The 17,161-nt window shown below is 61.8% G+C and carries 16 protein-coding genes and 1 pseudogene; 10 read left to right on the top strand and 7 right to left on the bottom strand.

Annotated features, from left to right (window positions below; translation table 11 throughout):
- Positions 1-15 precede the first annotated feature (15 nt).
- From antC to antA, 3 genes are all read right to left on the bottom strand, one after another.
- Positions 16-1,023 (bottom strand): anthranilate 1,2-dioxygenase electron transfer component AntC, encoded by a 1,008-nt coding sequence (gene antC, locus MRY17_RS21705; RefSeq protein WP_243352836.1) that lies wholly within the window; start codon positions 1,021-1,023, stop codon positions 16-18.
- A 146-nt stretch (positions 1,024-1,169) separates the two neighbouring features.
- Entirely contained in the window at positions 1,170-1,661 is a 492-nt protein-coding gene (gene antB, locus MRY17_RS21700; protein ID WP_124424984.1) for an anthranilate 1,2-dioxygenase small subunit, read from the bottom strand.
- The gene (gene antA, locus MRY17_RS21695) at positions 1,661-3,052 is read right to left on the bottom strand and encodes an anthranilate 1,2-dioxygenase large subunit (RefSeq protein WP_243352835.1); all 1,392 of its coding nucleotides are present in this window, start codon (positions 3,050-3,052) and stop codon (positions 1,661-1,663) included. Before antA ends, antB begins: the two co-directional genes overlap by 1 nt.
- A gap of 311 nt (positions 3,053-3,363) precedes the next feature.
- Between antA and MRY17_RS21690 the strand changes: the two genes are divergently transcribed.
- Positions 3,364-4,344, top strand: a complete 981-nt coding sequence (locus tag MRY17_RS21690; RefSeq protein WP_243352834.1) for an AraC family transcriptional regulator — start codon at positions 3,364-3,366, stop codon at positions 4,342-4,344.
- Between the two features lie 133 nt (positions 4,345-4,477).
- Here MRY17_RS21690 and MRY17_RS21685 read toward each other — a convergent pair whose 3' ends face one another.
- Positions 4,478-5,353, bottom strand: a complete 876-nt coding sequence (locus tag MRY17_RS21685; protein WP_243352833.1) for a LysR family transcriptional regulator — start codon at positions 5,351-5,353, stop codon at positions 4,478-4,480.
- Between the two features lie 114 nt (positions 5,354-5,467).
- On the opposite strand from MRY17_RS21685, the gene MRY17_RS21680 reads away from it, so the two are divergent.
- From MRY17_RS21680 to catA, 3 genes are read left to right on the top strand one after another with little or no spacing between them, the layout of a single operon-like run.
- A complete protein-coding gene (locus MRY17_RS21680) occupies positions 5,468-6,595 on the top strand; it encodes a muconate cycloisomerase family protein (RefSeq protein ID WP_243352832.1) in 1,128 nt (375 codons plus the stop codon).
- Positions 6,596-6,607: 12 nt separating this feature from the next.
- Positions 6,608-6,898: a muconolactone Delta-isomerase gene (catC, locus tag MRY17_RS21675; RefSeq protein WP_104504725.1), complete on the top strand. Its 291-nt coding sequence runs from the start codon at positions 6,608-6,610 to the stop codon at positions 6,896-6,898.
- A 41-nt stretch (positions 6,899-6,939) separates the two neighbouring features.
- Complete coding sequence (catA, locus tag MRY17_RS21670; protein ID WP_243352831.1) at positions 6,940-7,869, top strand: catechol 1,2-dioxygenase; 930 nt, start codon at positions 6,940-6,942, stop codon at positions 7,867-7,869.
- Positions 7,870-7,995: 126 nt separating this feature from the next.
- On the opposite strand, the gene MRY17_RS21665 is transcribed toward catA, so the two are convergent.
- Positions 7,996-8,469 (bottom strand): Lrp/AsnC family transcriptional regulator, encoded by a 474-nt coding sequence (locus tag MRY17_RS21665; RefSeq protein ID WP_017531067.1) that lies wholly within the window; start codon positions 8,467-8,469, stop codon positions 7,996-7,998.
- A gap of 144 nt (positions 8,470-8,613) precedes the next feature.
- Here MRY17_RS21665 and kynU point away from each other — a divergent pair, with 144 nt between their 5' ends.
- Both kynU and MRY17_RS21655 read left to right on the top strand, forming a co-directional pair.
- Positions 8,614-9,864: a kynureninase gene (gene kynU / locus MRY17_RS21660; RefSeq protein WP_243352830.1), complete on the top strand. Its 1,251-nt coding sequence runs from the start codon at positions 8,614-8,616 to the stop codon at positions 9,862-9,864.
- Positions 9,865-10,024: 160 nt separating this feature from the next.
- Positions 10,025-11,434 carry an amino acid permease gene (locus tag MRY17_RS21655; RefSeq protein ID WP_243352829.1) on the top strand — a complete coding sequence of 470 codons (1,410 nt, stop codon included), beginning with the start codon at positions 10,025-10,027 and terminating at the stop codon, positions 11,432-11,434.
- On the opposite strand, the gene MRY17_RS21650 is transcribed toward MRY17_RS21655, so the two are convergent.
- On the bottom strand, positions 11,380-12,270 hold the full coding sequence (locus tag MRY17_RS21650; RefSeq protein WP_243352828.1) for a LysR substrate-binding domain-containing protein: 891 nt from the start codon (positions 12,268-12,270) through the stop codon (positions 11,380-11,382). The genes MRY17_RS21655 and MRY17_RS21650 overlap by 55 nt on opposite strands.
- 92 nt (positions 12,271-12,362) lie before the next feature.
- Between MRY17_RS21650 and MRY17_RS21645 the strand changes: the two genes are divergently transcribed.
- The 4 genes and pseudogenes from MRY17_RS21645 to MRY17_RS21630 all read left to right on the top strand — a co-directional run bounded on the left by MRY17_RS21645 (position 12,363) and on the right by MRY17_RS21630 (position 16,733).
- The gene (locus MRY17_RS21645) at positions 12,363-13,130 is read left to right on the top strand and encodes a sulfite exporter TauE/SafE family protein (RefSeq protein ID WP_181282406.1); all 768 of its coding nucleotides are present in this window, start codon (positions 12,363-12,365) and stop codon (positions 13,128-13,130) included.
- A gap of 29 nt (positions 13,131-13,159) precedes the next feature.
- A complete protein-coding gene (locus tag MRY17_RS21640; RefSeq protein ID WP_243352827.1) occupies positions 13,160-14,056 on the top strand; it encodes a LysR family transcriptional regulator in 897 nt (298 codons plus the stop codon).
- Positions 14,057-14,159: 103 nt separating this feature from the next.
- A pseudogene (locus MRY17_RS21635) lies at positions 14,160-15,053 on the top strand (NAD-dependent epimerase/dehydratase family protein).
- 234 nt (positions 15,054-15,287) lie between these two features.
- Positions 15,288-16,733 (top strand): SulP family inorganic anion transporter, encoded by a 1,446-nt coding sequence (locus tag MRY17_RS21630; RefSeq protein ID WP_243352826.1) that lies wholly within the window; start codon positions 15,288-15,290, stop codon positions 16,731-16,733.
- Between the two features lie 11 nt (positions 16,734-16,744).
- Here MRY17_RS21630 and MRY17_RS21625 read toward each other — a convergent pair whose 3' ends face one another.
- Positions 16,745-17,125 carry a lysozyme inhibitor LprI family protein gene (locus tag MRY17_RS21625; RefSeq protein ID WP_124424969.1) on the bottom strand — a complete coding sequence of 127 codons (381 nt, stop codon included), beginning with the start codon at positions 17,123-17,125 and terminating at the stop codon, positions 16,745-16,747.
- Between the last annotated feature and the right edge of the window lie 36 nt (positions 17,126-17,161).

The raw sequence follows: 17,161 nt of genomic DNA, 5'->3' as shown, positions 1-17,161 counted from the left end.
CAGAAGTGCTGAGGGTCAGATATTACTCTGCGTAAACTTTTCGTAATACAGCTGAACGCCATCAAGTGCCTGATCCGCCAGCCATTGTTGGATCGATTCGACCATCGGCGGGGGACCGCACACGTACATGTCCACTGATTTGTCACGCAAGTGGGCCAGGTCGAAATGTTCGGTGAGGTAGCCGCGCTTGCCCGTCCATTGCGCTGAGGCGTCGCTGAGGACTTCGGTGTAGCGAAAGTCGGCGATTTTCGACGCGTAACCGCGGATGCGCGCCGCTTCGCACAAGTCTTCTGCACCGCGCACACCGTAATAGAGGTGCACGGGCTGTTCGCAGCCGCCAGCCGCCAACTGATCGAGCATGCCCAGCAGTGCCGACAACCCGGTGCCACCGGCGACCAGCACCAGCGGTTGGGTCACGTGCCGCAGGTAGAACGCCCCCAGCGGCGCCTCCATCAATACCTCGTCACCCACCTGGCAGCGCTCGCGCAAGTAGTTGCTCATCACTCCGTCGGGCAGCAGGCGCACCAGAAACTGCAACCGATGGCCCGGCAGGTTGGCGAAGGAATAGGAACGCCAGCTGTCAGTGCCGGGTACCGACAACCGCGCATATTGACCGGGCAGAAAATCCAGCGGTGCGTCCACTTGCAACTGCAGGACTGCCGTACTGGCCGACACCACCTGCACCTCGCTCACCGTGCCGCGCACCTGCACCGGCCCCGGCGCGTTGCACAGGCTTGAATCGAAGTCGAAGTAGAAGGTCGCATCGGACTGCACCCGCGTCTGGCAACTGAGCATTTTGCGCTGTTGCAGGTCGAGCCCGGACAGCGCTTCCTCGTCGACATAGTCCTGGGTGTAATCGCCGGATTCGCAGCGTCCCTGGCAGGTGCCGCACACGCCTTCGCGACAATCCAGCGGGATCTTGATGCCGTTGCGCAGGGCGGCATCCAGCAGGATTTCATGGGCGCTCACCGGGAAGAACAGGGTCTTGCCATCGGCAAAACTGAAGGCCACTTTGTGGTTCATTCACATGACTCCGTGGATAGGTATGAACCTTGTAGGAGCGAGCTTGCTCGCGAAGAACGTCAACGATGACGCCGGCAGCCTGGATGCACGCGGTGTACTTGAGTTTTTCGCGAGCAAGCTCGCTCCTACAGGGGAATGCGCCACCGTCATAGGTGGTAGAAGTCCAGCACCGAGTTGATGGTGTCGTTGAGCAGCAGCGCATGCTTGCGGGTGATCAGCCAGCTGTCGCCCGCAGGCTTGAGACGGTAGGTCGCGTGCCCATAAAACTGCTCGGACGTCGCCAGCCGATAGAACAGGGTGTGCCAGTTCAGCTTTACCTCCAGCGTGCCGTCGGCCTGTTCGGCAATGCGCACGTTATTGATCAAGTGCAGCGTGCGCGGCATGGGTGTGGCCGAGGCTGCCTTGCCGGTGCGCAGGCGGAAGACGCGGTCCTCCAGCCCCGAGCGGTTGGCGTAATAGATCAACGACATTTCGCGCTTGGGGTCCTGGGTGTAGACGTGTTCCGAGTCCCATTGCGGCAGATGGAATTCACTCAGTGGGTCGAACAATTGCACATAGGCATCCCAGTCCTGGGCGTCGCACAGTTCGGATTTACGGTAGAAGAATTGTTCGATCCGGTACTGCAACTGGGCATTCATCACTTCACCTCCCGCAGTTGCAGTGCCTGCCGGTCCAGGCCCTTGAGCAAAAACCGCTGCCAGTTGCGGTGCTGGTTGACGTACAAACCTTCGTGGGTGAATTCGGTGCCGGTCATGGCGGGCTGGATACCGATGGCTTCGCTGTTCGGCGTCGGCCCGGTCGCCCAGCGATGACTGCCGCGTGAGATATCGCTCCAGCGCTCCAGCCGACCCTGGAAACCGCGCTGGGCCTCGCGAAACTCCACCAGGTCATCCGGCGTGCCCATGCCCGAGACGTTAAAGAAATCCTCGAACTGGCGAATACGGTTCTCGCGGTCGGCGTCGGACTCGTTCTTCACCCCCAGGCACTGGCTGATGATCTCGGTCTTGTTCCACGCCAGTGGGCGGATGATGCGCAGTTGGGAACTGATCTGGTCGAGAAAGAACAGGCTGGGGTAGATATTCAGGTTGCGCAGGCGGTGCATCATCCATTCGGCTTTCTGCTGGCCGTGTTCGGCCACCAGGCGCGGCATGATGGTGGCGTAGCCGGAGCGCACGCTGGGGTTGGGCATGTCGCTGAACAGCAGACTGTGGCCGTTGTTGAAGGCAAACCAGCCGTCGTCGGTGTTGGCGTCGCCGGCGCCGAGCTTGCTGTAGTCCAGGGTAGTGCCGGCACTTGCGCCATTTTCGCTATTGACCTGCTGGCGATGCTGCACCGTGGCCACGTAGTTGTAGTGCACGGTGCTGACGTGATAACCGTCCAGGCCGTTTTCGTTCTGCAGTTTCCAGTTGCCGTCGTAGGTGTAGGCGGACTTGCCCGGCAGCACCTCCAGTTCGCCGGTGGCCGACTGCGCCACCATCATGTCGAAGAACACTTTGGCGTCACCGAGGAAGTCTTCCAGGCTGTCGGTGCCGTTCACGTCGAGGCTGATGAATACAAAGCCCTTGTAGCTGTCGATGCGCGCCTTTTTCAGGCCGCGGGTGGCTTTGTCGAAACCTTCCGGGTATTCACCCGGCGCCTTGACCTTCACCAACCGGCCATCGCTCTTGTAGCACCAGGCGTGGAACGGGCAAGTGAACGTGGACTGGTTGCCCTTGCCCACGCGGGTGAGGGTGGTGCCGCGATGCTGGCAGGCATTGATCAGCGCGTTGAGCCGGCCTTCGCCGTCGCGGGTGATGATCATCGGCTGGCGCCCGGCGCGCATCGTCACGAAGTCGTGGTGATTGGCCAATTCGCTTTCGTGGCAGGCGTAGATCCAGTTCTTTTCGAAGATCAGTTCCATCTCCAGATCGAACAGTTCGGGCTCGGTGAACATGTCGCGGGCGATGCGGAACACCTCATCCGCCGGGCGAAAGTCCAGGCAACTGTCGATAAAGGTTTTCCACTGTTCGACGTTTCTTGCACCACTCATGGCAGGCACCTTTTTGATCAGGGCTAATCGGTGGAACATTAGAGGCAGCGGGGCAGGGCGCGGGCTATCCGCTTAATGGGGGAAGGCAGGCCGGATAATTGGGCAGCAAATACCCAACCCGGTGCGCGGCGGTGACGGGATGCGCTACTGTCTGGCGGGGCAACGGCCTGAAAAGCTGGCGTCTTATCCACTTAGTCGGCGGTTGCTATCCACCTGGTGGCAATTTCGCCAGCATGGCGCATTACTTGCTGTCCAACCCTGACAACGCGCCGTCAGAGCGCGCAAACGCCTAACCGCCGTGGGTGCACCCGATGAGCAGCCAAACGATTCAACGCTTCGACCTGGAAGGCGCGCGTAGCTGGATGTCCGGCATCTGCGGGCCCCATCGCCTGGCCACCGCCACGCCCGAACGCCTGCGTTTTCACCACAGCGCCAACATGTTCAAGTCCCGCGCGACCACCCTGGGTGTGATCGAATACGGCACTGATGTGACCATCGATATCGAAGATGCCGAGCACTTCAGCAGTTACAGCCTGAGCCTGCCCCTGGTGGGCGAGCAGGAGTTGAGTAAAAACGGCGAACGGCTCAGCTCCAACCGCGACCAGGGCGTCATCATCTCGCCCAACGAGCACCAGGTGCTGGCGATTTCCGGCGACTGCCGCAAGTTGCAGGTGGTGATTACGCGGGCGGCGATGAGTGAGTCACTGGAGAATTTGCTACAGCGCCCCATCGAGGCGCCGTTGCGCTTTGAGTCGGTAATGGACGCGGTGGACGGCGCTTCGGCGTCGTGGTGGCGCATGGCGCGTTACGTCATTGCCGAACTGGAACACGGCAGTGAGTTGTATGAGCAGGCCGCGTTTACCCGTGATCTGGAAAGCTCGTTGATCAAGGGGCTGATCCTGGCCCAGCCGAACAATTATTCCGAAGAGCTGCGCGACGTACTGGGCGTGAAACTGCCCCACTATTTGATCCGTGCATGCCAGTACATTCACGCTAACGCCCGCGAAGCCGTACACCTGGAAGACCTGGAAGCGGCTGCCGGAGTGTCGCGGTTCAAGCTGTTCGATGCCTTTCGCAAATATTTTGCGCTGTCGCCGATGGCTTATCTGAAGAAGTACCGGCTGAGCGCCGTGCGCCAGGAGCTTCTTGAGCTTGGCGCCACACGAACCATCTCCGAGATCGCCCTGGGTTGGGGCTTTACCCATCTGGGGCGGTTTTCGGCGGAGTATCGCAAGCTGTTCGATGAATCCCCCAGCCAAACCCTGCAGCGCAAGCGCCTGCGCAGTATTTGAATCCAATGGAGATCAACATGTGGGAGGGGGCTTGCCCCCGATAGCAGGGTATCAGTCAACACATTCATTGACTGAGCCACAGCAATCGGGGGCAAGCCCCCTCCCACATTGGAATTGCAGTGTATGGAAGGTTTCAGATCAACTCTTCAACCAATTGCAGGCAATGACTGAGCCCCGGCGACTGGTCATTCACCCGCCGGCTGAGAATGATCGGCGAGGTCGCGGTGGTTTCCACGACCGGCGTGTAGCCAATATCCGCCCGGTGCAGCACCTGCACCGACGCCGGTACCAGTGTCACGCCCATGCCTGCGCCCACCAGGCCGATGGCGGTCTGCAACTCGTTGGTCCACTGCGCCACCTTGAGGCTCAAGCCGTGGGCGTCGAACAAGGCGATGACATGGTCGGCATAACTGGGGCGCGGATTGCCGGGGTACAGCACAAAGGGTTCGGCGGCCAACTGGGCGAGGGTGGCGGGGGCGCCCAGCAACGGATGATCGCTGGGCAACACCGCCACCAGCCGGTCCTGCACCAGGACGCGCTGGACAATGGCCGGGTCGTCGATGCGGATCCGCCCGAAACCCACATCGATGCGTCCGGCCTTGAGCGCCTCGACCTGCTGCAAGGTGGTCATCTCCGACAATCCCAATTCCAGCTCCAGCGCCTCATGGTTGCGCAGACGCCGAATCAATTCCGGCAGCACGCCGTACAAGGTCGACGGCGCAAAACCGATGCCCAGCCAGGTCTTCTGACCCAGGCCGATGCGCCGGGTGTTGTCGCAGGCTTTACCCAGCTGTTCCAGCAGCACATTGGCGTGTTCATAGAAAAATCGCCCGGCCTCGGTCAGCCGCAGCGGGCGGCCGCGCTCCAGCAACACCACGCCCAATTCGTCTTCCAATTGCTGGATCTGCCGACTCAACGGCGGCTGGGCGATGTGCAGGCGTTCGGCGGCGCGGGTGAAGTTGAGGGTCTGTCCCAGTACCTGGAAATAGCGCAGGTGACGCAGTTCCATATCAGCTCCTTTAATACCTTCAAGGTATCGAACCAGACCAATTCTATATTGGAACCTGTCAATCATGCAGACCAGAATCGACGCAGACCTATAAAGAACCCAACGGGTATTGCCATGCCGATTTGCCCCATCGTGTCGATCGACACCATCATCGTCGACCTTCCCACCATTCGCCCGCACACGTTGGCGATGCATACGATGCAACACCAGACCCTGGTAATCATCCGCCTGCGTTGCGCCGATGGCATCGAAGGCATCGGTGAAGCCACCACCATCGGCGGCCTGAGTTATGGCAACGAAAGCCCCGAGAGCATCAAGGTCAACATTGACCAGCACTTCGCGCCGCTGCTGATCGGCCAGGACGCGAGCAATATCAACGCCGCCATGTTGCGTCTGGAGCGCAGCATTCGCGGCAATACCTTTGCCAAATCGGGCATCGAGAGCGCGCTGCTCGACGCCCTTGGCAAGCGCCTGAACCTGCCGGTCAGCGAACTGCTCGGCGGCCGTGTGCGCGACGCCTTGCCGGTGGCCTGGACCCTGGCCAGCGGCAACACCGCCCAGGACATCGGCGAGGCCGAGAAGATGCTCGACCTGCGCCGCCATCGCCTCTTCAAATTGAAAATCGGCGCCGGTGAGGTCGACCGTGACCTGGCCCATGTGATAGCGATCAAGCGCGCGCTGGGTGACCGCGCCAGTGTGCGGGTCGACGTCAACCAGGCCTGGGACGAGGCCGTGGCCCTGCGCGCCTGCCGGGTGCTGGCGGACAACGGGATCGACCTGATCGAACAGCCGATCTCGCGCCATAACCGCGGCGGCATGGCGCGGCTGAACCTGTCGAGCCCGGCGCCGATCATGGCCGACGAATCCATCGAGTGCGTCGAGGACGCGTTCAACCTGGCCCGCGAAGGCGCGGCCTCGGTATTTGCCCTGAAAATCGCCAAGAACGGTGGCCCGCGTGCGGTGTTGCGTACGGCGGCGATTGCCGAAGCGGCCGGCATCAGCCTCTACGGCGGCACCATGCTCGAAGGCGGCATCGGCACCCTGGCTTCGGCACACGCCTTTCTTACGCTGAACACGCTGGCGTGGGGCACCGAACTGTTCGGGCCGTTGCTGCTCACCGAAGACATCCTCACCGAGCCGCCTGTGTACCGTGATTTCCACCTGCATGTTTCCACCGCACCGGGCCTGGGCCTGGCAATCGACGAAGAGCGCCTGGCGTTCCTGCGGCGTGACAACCACTAAGAGGCGCCTGCCATGTTGTTCCACGTAAAGATGACCGTGAACCTGCCGCTCGACATGCCCGCCGAACGCGCCGCCAGTCTCAAGGCCGAGGAGAAGGCTCTGGCGCAGCGCCTGCAACAACAAGGTAAATGGCGCCACCTGTGGCGCATCGCCGGGCACTACGCCAACTACAGCGTGTTCGATGTCGAGAGCGTGCAGGCGCTGCACGACCTGCTGATGCAGCTGCCGTTGTTCCCCTATATGGCCATCGAAGTGAATGCGCTGTGCCGGCACCCGTCGTCGATCCACGCCGACGACCGCTGAGCCTGTTTCGCACCCAATAATTACAAGATGAGGATTGCACCATGTCCATCCGACTGTCCCAGACCGCCCACGCCCAGCAGTTTCTCGAAGAAGCCAGCGGTCACCGCAGCGAAGGCGGCAACCCGCGCACCAAGGCGTTGATCTATCGGATCCTGCGCGACACCGTGAACATCATCGAAGACCTGGAAGTGACCCCGCAAGAGTTCTGGAAGGCGGTCAACTACCTCAACGAATTGGGTAAAACCCAGGAAGCCGGTCTGCTCGCCGCCGGGTTGGGCCTGGAGCATTATCTGGACCTGTTGATGGACGCCGCCGACATCGAGGCCGGCAAATCCGGCGGCACGCCGCGCACCATCGAAGGCCCGCTGTATGTGGCCGGTGCACCGCTGTGCAGATACGAAGCGCGCCTGGATGATGGCAACGATGATGCCGTGCCGCTGTTCATGCGCGGGCAGGTGCGCGATACCCAGGGCAAGCCGTTGGCAGGGGCGATTGTGGATGTGTGGCAGGCCAACACCGGCGGCACGTACTCGTGGTTTGACCCGACGCAATCGGAGTTCAACCTGCGCCGACGTATCGAGACCGACGAGCAGGGCAACTATCGTTTTCGCAGCATCGTGCCGTCCGGCTACGGCTGCCCGCCGACCGGTCCGACCCAGCAGTTGCTCGATCAGTTGGGGCGCCACGGGCAGCGTCCGGCGCACATTCACTTCTTCATCTCGACGCCTGGCCATCGGCACCTGACCACCCAGATCAACCTGTCGGACGACCCGTACCTGCATGATGATTTTGCCTATGCCACACGGGATGAATTGATTGCCGAAATCCGCTTCAGTGACGATCCGCAACTGGCACAGGAGTTCGGCGTACAGGGGCGGTTTGCGCAGATTGATTTTGACTTCGAGTTGCAGGTGGCTGATGCGCCGGTAGAGCAAAAACGCATGCAACGCGTGCGAGCCCTGGAAGACTGATCAACGCTGTCAAAAAATGTGGGAGGGGGCTTGCCCCCGATAGCGGTGGATCAGTCAGTAAACAGGTAACTGACCCACTGCAATCGGGGGCAAGCCCCCTCCCACATTTGAATGGCGTTGCAGGTGCTATTTGCGGACCACCAGATCCAGCACCTCATCCCGATCCTTGATCTTCTGCAGCACAATCTCCGAACGTATATCCATCACCCCCGCCGTGCGGTTCAGGTGGTTCACGATAAAGTCCGAAAAATGCTTGAGGTTGCGCGCCTGCACCCGCAGCACATAGTTGCTGGCGCCGGTGATCACATAGGCACTGGCCACCTCCGGCCAACCCTGCACTTTCTTGATGAATGTCTCGTGCCAGTCTTCCACATCCTGGCGCAAGGACAGATGCACGATGGCCTCAAGCTCAATGCCCAACTGCTCGGCATTGAGCACCGCCCGATAGCCGCTGATCACGCCTTCGCTTTCCAGCAGGCGCAAACGGCGCAGGCAGGCCGAGGGCGACAGCGCGACTTTTTCCGCCAGTTCCTGGTTGCTGATACGCCCATCCTGTTGCAGGAAATGCAGGAGGCGCAGGTCGGTGGCGTCAAGAATCATGGTTTGAATAAATCCGCGTGTTTGGGAATTAAATTCGAATTTCCTACAGCTTAAATAGCGCTTCACCTACCACTTTGCACGAAAATTCTCTAAAAGTTCGTTCATTATTTGGTCCATCCTCCCTTATAAAAACCAGGACAGACCATGACCACCCGAAGCCATTGCCAAGCCCTCGACGCCCAGGACCCGCTGGCGCCGTTGCGCGATCAGTTCGCCTTGCCCGAGGGCGTCATCTACCTTGACGGCAATTCCCTCGGCGCACGTCCGCGGGCGGCGTTGGCGCGGGCGCAACAGGTGATCGCCGAAGAATGGGGCAATGGCCTGATTCGCAGCTGGAACAGCGCCGGTTGGGCGGACCTGTCCCTGCGTCTGGGCAATCGCCTGGCCCCGCTGATCGGCGCCGGCGAGGGCGAAGTAGCGGTTACCGATACCACGTCAATCAACCTGTTCAAGGTGCTCAGCGCGGCGCTGAGCGTACAACGCCAGCGTGCGCCGGCGCGCAAGGTAATCGTCAGCGAGGCGAGCAACTTTCCCACCGACCTGTACATCGCCGAGGGCCTTGCCGAGCTGCTGCAACAGGGTTACGCCCTGCGCCTGGTCAACAGCCCGGACGAATTGCCCAACGCCATCGACGAGGACGTAGCCGTGGTGATGCTCACCCATGTCAACTACAAGACCGGCTATATGTATGACATGCACGCACTCACCGCCTTGACTCACGAGTGCGGCGCGTTGAGCCTCTGGGACCTGGCGCATTCGGCCGGCGCGGTGCCCATCGACCTGCACGCGGCCGGGGCCGATTATGCGATTGGCTGCACTTACAAATACCTCAATGGCGGCCCGGGCTCCCAGGCATTCGTTTGGGTCAGCCCGGCGTTGGTGGACCTGGTGCGCCAGCCGCTGTCGGGCTGGTTCGGGCATACCCGCCAGTTCGCGATGCAATCGAGCTACGCGCCGAGTGCCGGCATCGCCCGCTACCTGTGCGGCACCCAGCCGATCACCTCGCTGGCCATGGTGGAATGCGGGCTGGCGATATTTGAACAGACCGATATGGCCAGCCTGCGCGCTAAATCCCTGGCATTGACCGATCTGTTTATCGAGCGGGTCGAAGCACGCTGCGCCGTCCATGGCTTGCAACTGATCACCCCGCGTGAACATGCCAGGCGCGGCAGCCATGTGAGTTTCGAACACCCTGAAGGTTACGCGGTGATCCAGGCGCTGATCGCCCGGGGCGTGATCGGTGACTACCGTGAGCCGCGCATCATGCGGTTCGGTTTTACCCCGCTGTACACCCGCTTCACCGAAGTCTGGGATGCGGTGGAAATCCTCGGTGACATTCTCGACAACAGCACTTGGGATCAGCCGCAATTCAAGGTGCGTAACAGCGTTACTTAAGAGCACCACAAAACCAATGTGGGAGGGGGCTTGCCCCCGATAGCAGTGTGTCAGGGCTTTACCTTTCACTGATCCACCGCTATCGGGGGCAAGCCCTCCCACAGGGGATCCACGTCAATATTCAAACTGTGCAAACACAATAATAAAAGGGGCACGCCACGTGACCACGCCAGAAGACAACGGCTTTGCAGAAATCACCCACCGCGAACTGGGGCTCAGGCGCCAGCTTACTTCCGGTCAAATGAGCATGATCGCCATCGGTGGCGCCATTGGTACCGGGCTGTTCATGGGCAGCGCCTACGCCATTGGCTATGCCGGGCCCAGCGTATTGCTCAGTTACGCCATCGGTGCGTTGATCACCTTGATCCTGATGGGGTGCCTGGCGGAGATGACGGTGGCCCATTCCACCTCCGGCTCCTTTGGTGCCTACGCCGAGTTTTATATCAGCCCGCTGGCCGGGTTCCTGGTGCGTTATGCCTACTGGGCGGCGATTGTGCTGGCCGTCGGGGCCGAGGTGACGGCGGTGGCGATGTACATGAAGTACTGGTTCGCCAACGTGCCGGAGTGGGTGTGGATCGTGTCGTTCTCCAGCGTGTTGATTCTGCTCAATGCGATCAGCGTGAAGACGTTCGGCAACTTCGAATACTGGTTTTCCACCATCAAGATCAGCGCCATCGTCGGCTTCATTATCCTGGCCGTGTACGTGGTGTTCGGCTCGGGCAACCCGGCGTATGGCGTGCAGAACTACACCGCCCATGAGGGATTTTTTCCCCATGGGTTGAGCGGCATGTGGATCGCGGTGATCGTGTCGATCTTCAGCTACTTGAGTGTGGAGATGATCGCGGTGGCTGCCGGTGAAGCGGCCGACCCGGAGCGGGCGGTGAAGAAAGCCTTTCGCGCGACGATTGTGCGTCTGGTGGTGTTCTACCTGCTGACCCTGGCGCTGATGCTCGCCATCGTGCCGTGGAACCAGGCCGGTCAGGCCCAGAGCCCGTTCGTCACGGTGATGCAGACCCTCGGCATTCCCGGCGCCACCGGGGTGATGAACTTCGTGATTCTGATTGCGGCGCTGTCGGCGATGAACAGCCAACTCTACATCACCACGCGCATGATGTTCAGCCTGTCCCGCGCGGGCTTTGCGCCCAGGTCCATGGGTGCATTGAGCAAAAGCGGCATCCCGCTCAATGCGTTGCTGCTGTCCAGTTCCGGTATCGCGTTGGCGACCCTGCTCAACGTGGTGTACCCGGACAGTTCGTTCACGCTGATGATGGCGATCTCGATGTTCGGGGCGATCTTCACCTGGTTCATGATCTTCCTAACGCACCTGTTTTTCCGGCGCTACCGCAAGCGCCATGGCGGGCCGAAGCTGTCCTTCGAGCTGCTCCTGTTTCCATACAGCACACTGCTGGGGCTGGTGCTGATGGGTGCGGTGATGATCACCACGTATTTCACTGACGCGTTCAGGATGACCCTGGTGTTTGGCGTGCCGTTCCTGCTGATCCTGAGTGCGGTGTATTACGGGTTTTTCCGCAAGGGCAGGGCCAAGGCATCGAACAAGGCCCTGGCATAACCCGGCAGGTGTTCGAATGAGCGCGCGCAGAGCAACAATCGGCGGCAGGCCCATTGTTCCTTGAGCGGCTGGGCCTTGATGCGGTCTTCCTGCGGCCAACGGTCCAGAGCGGCCTGGGGCACGATGCCCAGGCCCGCGCCTCGGGCCACCATGCGAATCACCCCATCGAAACCCTCGGCGCGAATGCGCGTTTGCAGGCGATAGCCTGCGTGCAGGGCCTGTTCCTCCAGATACACCGCCAGCGCGCTATTGGCTGCCAGGCCAACGTAGTCGTATTGCAGACTGTCGATGAAATTCGCGGTCTTCAGCGGATGGTCGAAGGGCATGATCAGCATCAGCGGGTCGTCGCGAAATGCCAGTGTCTGCAAGCCGTGGGTATCCACTGCATCGGAGATAATTCCCAGGTCCGCCGTGCCTTGGCGCAGGGCCTGGATAATGCGCAGGCTGGGCAACTCCTGCAAGTCGATATCGAGGTTGGGGTGTTTGCGCAGAAAGTCCGCCAGCAGTTCCGGCAGGTATTCGCTCAGCGCGGTGGTATTGCACAGCAGGCGCACCTGGCCTTTGACGCCGTTGGCGTATTCCGCCAGGTCTTGTTGCAGATGTTCGGCCTGTTGCAGCAGCAGGCGGGCGTGGCGGCCCAGGGCTTTGCCGGCAGGTGTCGGCGTGACGCCACGGCGGCCACGCTCCAGCAGTTCGATGCCCATTGAGGCTTCCATCGCCCGAATGCGCGCGCTGGCGGCGGCCAGGGACAAATGGCTGCGGGCGGCACCGGCGGTGATGTTGCCGGTGTCGAGGATGTGCAGGTAGAGGCGCAGGTCGATCAGATCAAAGTGCATGGCTCAAGATTTCCTCAGCCTCATTCAAAACAAGAGGCTGCCTCAGTATATGGCGAATGTTCAACCGTTCGGTAAAACCGCACACTCCGGGCATGATGACTTTCCTGACGTTCTATCAAAACCTTGGCCCAGCCCTGACGCTGTTGGTTGTCGGCACGTTCCTGCTGGCCGGTACGGTCAAGGGCGTGATCGGCCTCGGCCTGCCCACCGTGGCCATGGGCATGCTCGGCCTGGCTATGCTGCCGGCACAGGCTGCGGCGTTATTGATCATCCCTTCGACGGTCACCAACCTCTGGCAACTGGCATTGGGGGGGCACCTGGGTACCTTGCTCAAGCGCCTGTGGCCGATGTTGCTGATGATTGTCCTGGGCGCCGGGCTGGGCACGCTGTGGCTGGGCATGGACGGTGGGCCGTGGGTGGTGCGCGCGTTGGGTGCGGCGCTGCTGGCGTATGCGCTGAGCGGCTTATTTCTGCCGGCCTTCAGGGTAGCCCCCCGAACCGAGCGCTGGCTGGGCCCGTTGTGCGGGGTGATCACCGGCATCATCACGGCGGCCACCGGCGTGTTCGTGGTTCCTGCGGTGCCATACCTGCAAGCGTTAGGCTTGAATCGCGACCAGTTGGTGCAGGCGCTGGGGCTGTCGTTCAGCGTGTCGACCCTGGCGTTGGCCGGCGGGCTGGCCTGGCGCGGCGCGCTCGGTGGCGGTGAAATCGGCGCATCGTTGTTGGCGCTGGTGCCGGCGTTGCTGGGGATGTGGTTGGGCCAGGTGGTGCGCCAGCGCATCAGTGCGCTGTGGTTCAAGCGGGGATTTTTCAGCGGCATGGCGCTATTGGGAGGCCATTTGTTGCTGAGTGGTCAATAATGAGTCCGAGCCGATAACCAGGACCGCCCGTGAAAGCCCGATCCGATGAACTACAGATCTTTGTCAGCGTGATCGAGTGCGGCTCGATTTCCGCCGCCGCCGAGCAGGTCGGGCAGACGCCGTCGGCGGTCAGCCGCACCTTGTCGCGCCTGGAGGCCAAGCTCGACACCACCCTGATCAACCGGACCACGCGGCGCATGGACCTGACCGAGGAGGGCCGGTACTTCCTTGAGCAGGCCAAGGTGATCCTGGCGCAAATGCAAGCGCTGGAAGAACGACTGTCGTCACGCCGGAAAAAACCGGCCGGGCGGCTGCGCATCAATGCGGCGGTGCCGTTCATGCTGCACGGGATCATGCCGTACATCGGCGAGTTTCGTGGGCTGTACCCGGACATCCAATTGGAGCTGAACAGCGACGACTTGATCATCGACCTGCTGGAGCAAAGTACCGACATCGCCATTCGAATCGGCACCCTGGCCGACTCCACCCTGCATGCCCGCGCCCTGGGCAGCACGCCACTGCACATCCTGGCCAGCGCCGACTACCTCCAGCAGCATGGCACGCCGACCACCGTCGCGGAATTGGCCGAGCATACGTTGCTGGGGTTCAGCCACACCGACACCCTCAACCACTGGCCGCTGCGCCATGCCGAAGGCGACCGCTGGCTGATCCGGCCGGGCATCGCCGCGTCCAGCGGTGAAACCGTGCGTCATCTGGCATTGGAGGGGCAGGGCATTTGCTGCCTCTCCAACTTCATGACCCACGAAGACATCGAGGCCGGTCGCCTGGTGCCACTCCTGGAAACGTCCAACAACGGCTATCGCCAGCCGATCCATGCGGTGTACTACCGCAACTCGCAACTGGCGTTGCGTATCCAGTGCTTCCTGGATTTTATCCAGGCCAAGCTGGCGCGTTATGCCCGCTGATTCGTGACTGCTGCGCAAGAGTGAATTGGTCAACACGGGGTTATTCGACGCCAGGGGCTGCCTGATACTGGGCCCATCACTTACCCAGTCAGGAGCACTCTCCATGAATGTATTCGTTACCGGCGCAGCCGGTTTTATCGGCGGCTCCATCGCCACCGGTCTGGTCAAGGCCGGGCACGCCGTCACCGGTCTGGTGCGCAGCGCCGAGCAAGCCGCTGAAATGACCGCACTGGGCATCACCCCAGTGATCGGCACCCTCGATGACGCCGCCGTATTGACCGAGCAGGCGCAGCACGCCGATGCGGTGATCAATGCCGCCAGCAGCGACCATCGCGCCGCCGTCGAAACCCTGCTGGCCGCGTTGAACGGTTCCAACAAGCCCTTCCTGCACACCAGCGGTTCGAGCATCGTCGGCGACGCGTCGGGCGGCAAGGCCAGTGATGTCATTTACTTCGAGGACACTCTGCCGGAGCCGACCGCCGACAAGGCCGCTCGGGTGGCCATCGATAACCTGATCCTGGCCGCGGCCAGAGAGGGTGTGAATTCGGCGGTGATCTGTAACACCCTGATCTAAGGTCACAGCCTGGGCGTGAAGCGCGACAGCGTGCAATTGCCGCGCTTGCTCAAGCAGGCGCGCAAGAGTGGCGTGGTGCGCCATGTAGGGCCGGGGCAGAACATCTGGTCCAACGTGCATATCGAAGACGTGGTCGCGCTGTACCTGCTGGCGCTGACCAGGAATGTGCCCGGCACGTTCTACTTCGTGGAAAGCGGCGAAGCGGCCTTTATCGACATGACTACTGCGATTGCCCAAGCGCTGAACCTGGACGCGCCGCAGGACTGGCCCTTGGCCGAGGCTGAAGCCGAGTGGGGGTATGAGATGGCCAACTACGGCCTGGGCTCCAACAGCCGAGTGCGCGGCAAGCATGCCCGTGAACGGCTGGGCTGGGCGCCCAAGCGTACATCGGTGGTGGAGTGGATACGCAACGAGATGGTGTGATGTCCGCTTGATACCGAGGTGAAGCTATCGGGGGCAAGCCCCCTCCCACACTAGACCGCGTCGCACCGGATGTACGCGGTCAAATGTGAGAGCCCCCGCCCCCCTTGGATGTACTCGGTCAAATGTGGGAGGGGGCTTGCCCCCGATTGGCGCGCCTCGGTCCCGAAGGCTAGCCCCACCCCGCTCAATTCCGTACCATTCCCCGCCTCATCTCCCGCAACTCCCTGGTATTCCATGAACCTCTCCCGTCTGCGCGCCGACGCCCTGGCCGGCCTCACCACGTCATTTGCATTGCTGCCCGAATGCATCGCCTTCGCCCTGGTGGCCCATCTCAACCCGTTGATGGGGCTCTACGGTGCCTTCATCCTCTGCACCCTCACCGCGTTGTTCGGCGGCCGGCCCGGCATGGTGTCCGGTGCGGCCGGTTCCATGGCGGTGGTGATCGTGGCGCTGGTGGTGCAACACGGCGTGGAGTATCTGCTCGCGACCGTGTTGCTGGGCGGCTTGATCATGGTCGCGTTCGGCCTGTTGCGCCTGGGCAAGCTGGTGCGCATGGTGCCGCACCCGGTGATGCTGGGGTTCGTCAACGGCCTGGCGATTATCATTGCGCTGGCGCAGTTGGAACACTTCAAACGTGGCGAGACCTGGCTCAGCGGTACAGCGCTGTACGTGATGGTCGCGCTGGTGGCGGTCACCATGGCCATCGTCTACCTGCTGCCACGCCTGACCCGCGCCGTGCCGCCGGCGCTGGTGGCGATCCTCGGCGTGGGCCTGGCCGTGTACCTGCTCGGCCTGCCCACCCGCACCCTTGGCGATATGGCGCACATCGCCGGCGGCCTGCCGACCTTCGCGCTGCCGCAGATCCCCTGGACCCTGGAAACCCTAGGCATCATCGCGCCCTATGCATTCCTGATGGCAATGGTCGGCCTGCTGGAAACCCTGCTGACCCTCAACCTCACCGACGAAATCACCGAAACCCGTGGCTACCCCGACCGCGAAAGCGTGGCCCTGGGCGCTGCGAATATGGTCTCGGGCCTGTTCGGCGGCATGGGCGGCTGCGCGATGATCGGGCAAACCGTGATCAACCTCAGTTCCGGTGGGCGCGGGCGTTTCTCCGGGGTGTTTGCCGGGGTGATGATCCTGCTGTTCATTCTGTTTCTGTCGCCGCTGATCGAGCGGATTCCGCTGGCGGCGCTGGTGGGAGTGATGTTCGTGGTGTCCCAGCAGACGTTCGCCTGGGCGTCGTTGCGGGTAATCAACAAGGTGCCGCTCAATGACGTGCTGGTGATCATCGCGGTGACGGTCATCACCGTGTTCACCGACCTGGCGACCGCTGTGTTGTGCGGTATCGTCATCGCCGCGCTGAATTTTGCCTGGCAGCAGGCGCGTGAGCTGTATGCCGATGAGCACCTGGAAGCCGACGGCAGCAAACTGTATCGCCTGCACGGCACCTTGTTCTTTGCCTCGACCACGCCGTTCCTGAATCAATTCGACCCGGCCAACGACCCGGCCCAGGTCACGCTCGATTGTCGTCACCTGAGCTTTGTCGACTATTCAGCGATTGCCGCGCTGATGACCCTGCGCGAGCGCTACAGCAAAGCTGGCAAGCATTTGCGCGTGCTGCACTTGTCGGAGCGCTGCAAGAAGCTGCTCAAGCGCGCCAGGGTTCAGCACGACTGACCTGCGCGAGCCTAGGGCCCGACCAGGTCTTCGAGTTCCTGGGCGCGGGTCTGGGTCATGTCCAGCACGCAGCCGGAACCGTTGACCTGATCGATGGTGCCGCCGGTGGCGCTGCCGGCGAAGGCGCAATTGGCGTCACGGTATTTGATCCACAGGCGCTGCAGATCCTGCAGTTGCTGCTTGCGGTTGCCTTCCTGGGCAGCCAGCGCAGTCTTGTAAGCCTTGTTTAGCCGCGCATCCTGCACCTTGGCTTGCTTGACATTGCAGCCGACCATATCGGCGGTGGTCTGGGCGCCGTCCATGCATTTTGTCAGCGCCGGGTTGTCGGCGGCGGCGGCAGTGCCGCCTGCGGCCAGAAGCAGGGCGCCGACGGCGAGTGTGGTGCGAATCATCAGTGTTTGTCCTGGCATCAATGGATGTGCAGTGTA

Source organism: Pseudomonas orientalis, assembly GCF_022807995.1.
Taxonomy (GTDB): domain Bacteria; phylum Pseudomonadota; class Gammaproteobacteria; order Pseudomonadales; family Pseudomonadaceae; genus Aquipseudomonas; species Aquipseudomonas orientalis_B.
The sequence above is the reverse complement of the archived record's forward strand: the minus strand, read 5'-3'. Positions and strand labels throughout refer to the sequence as shown.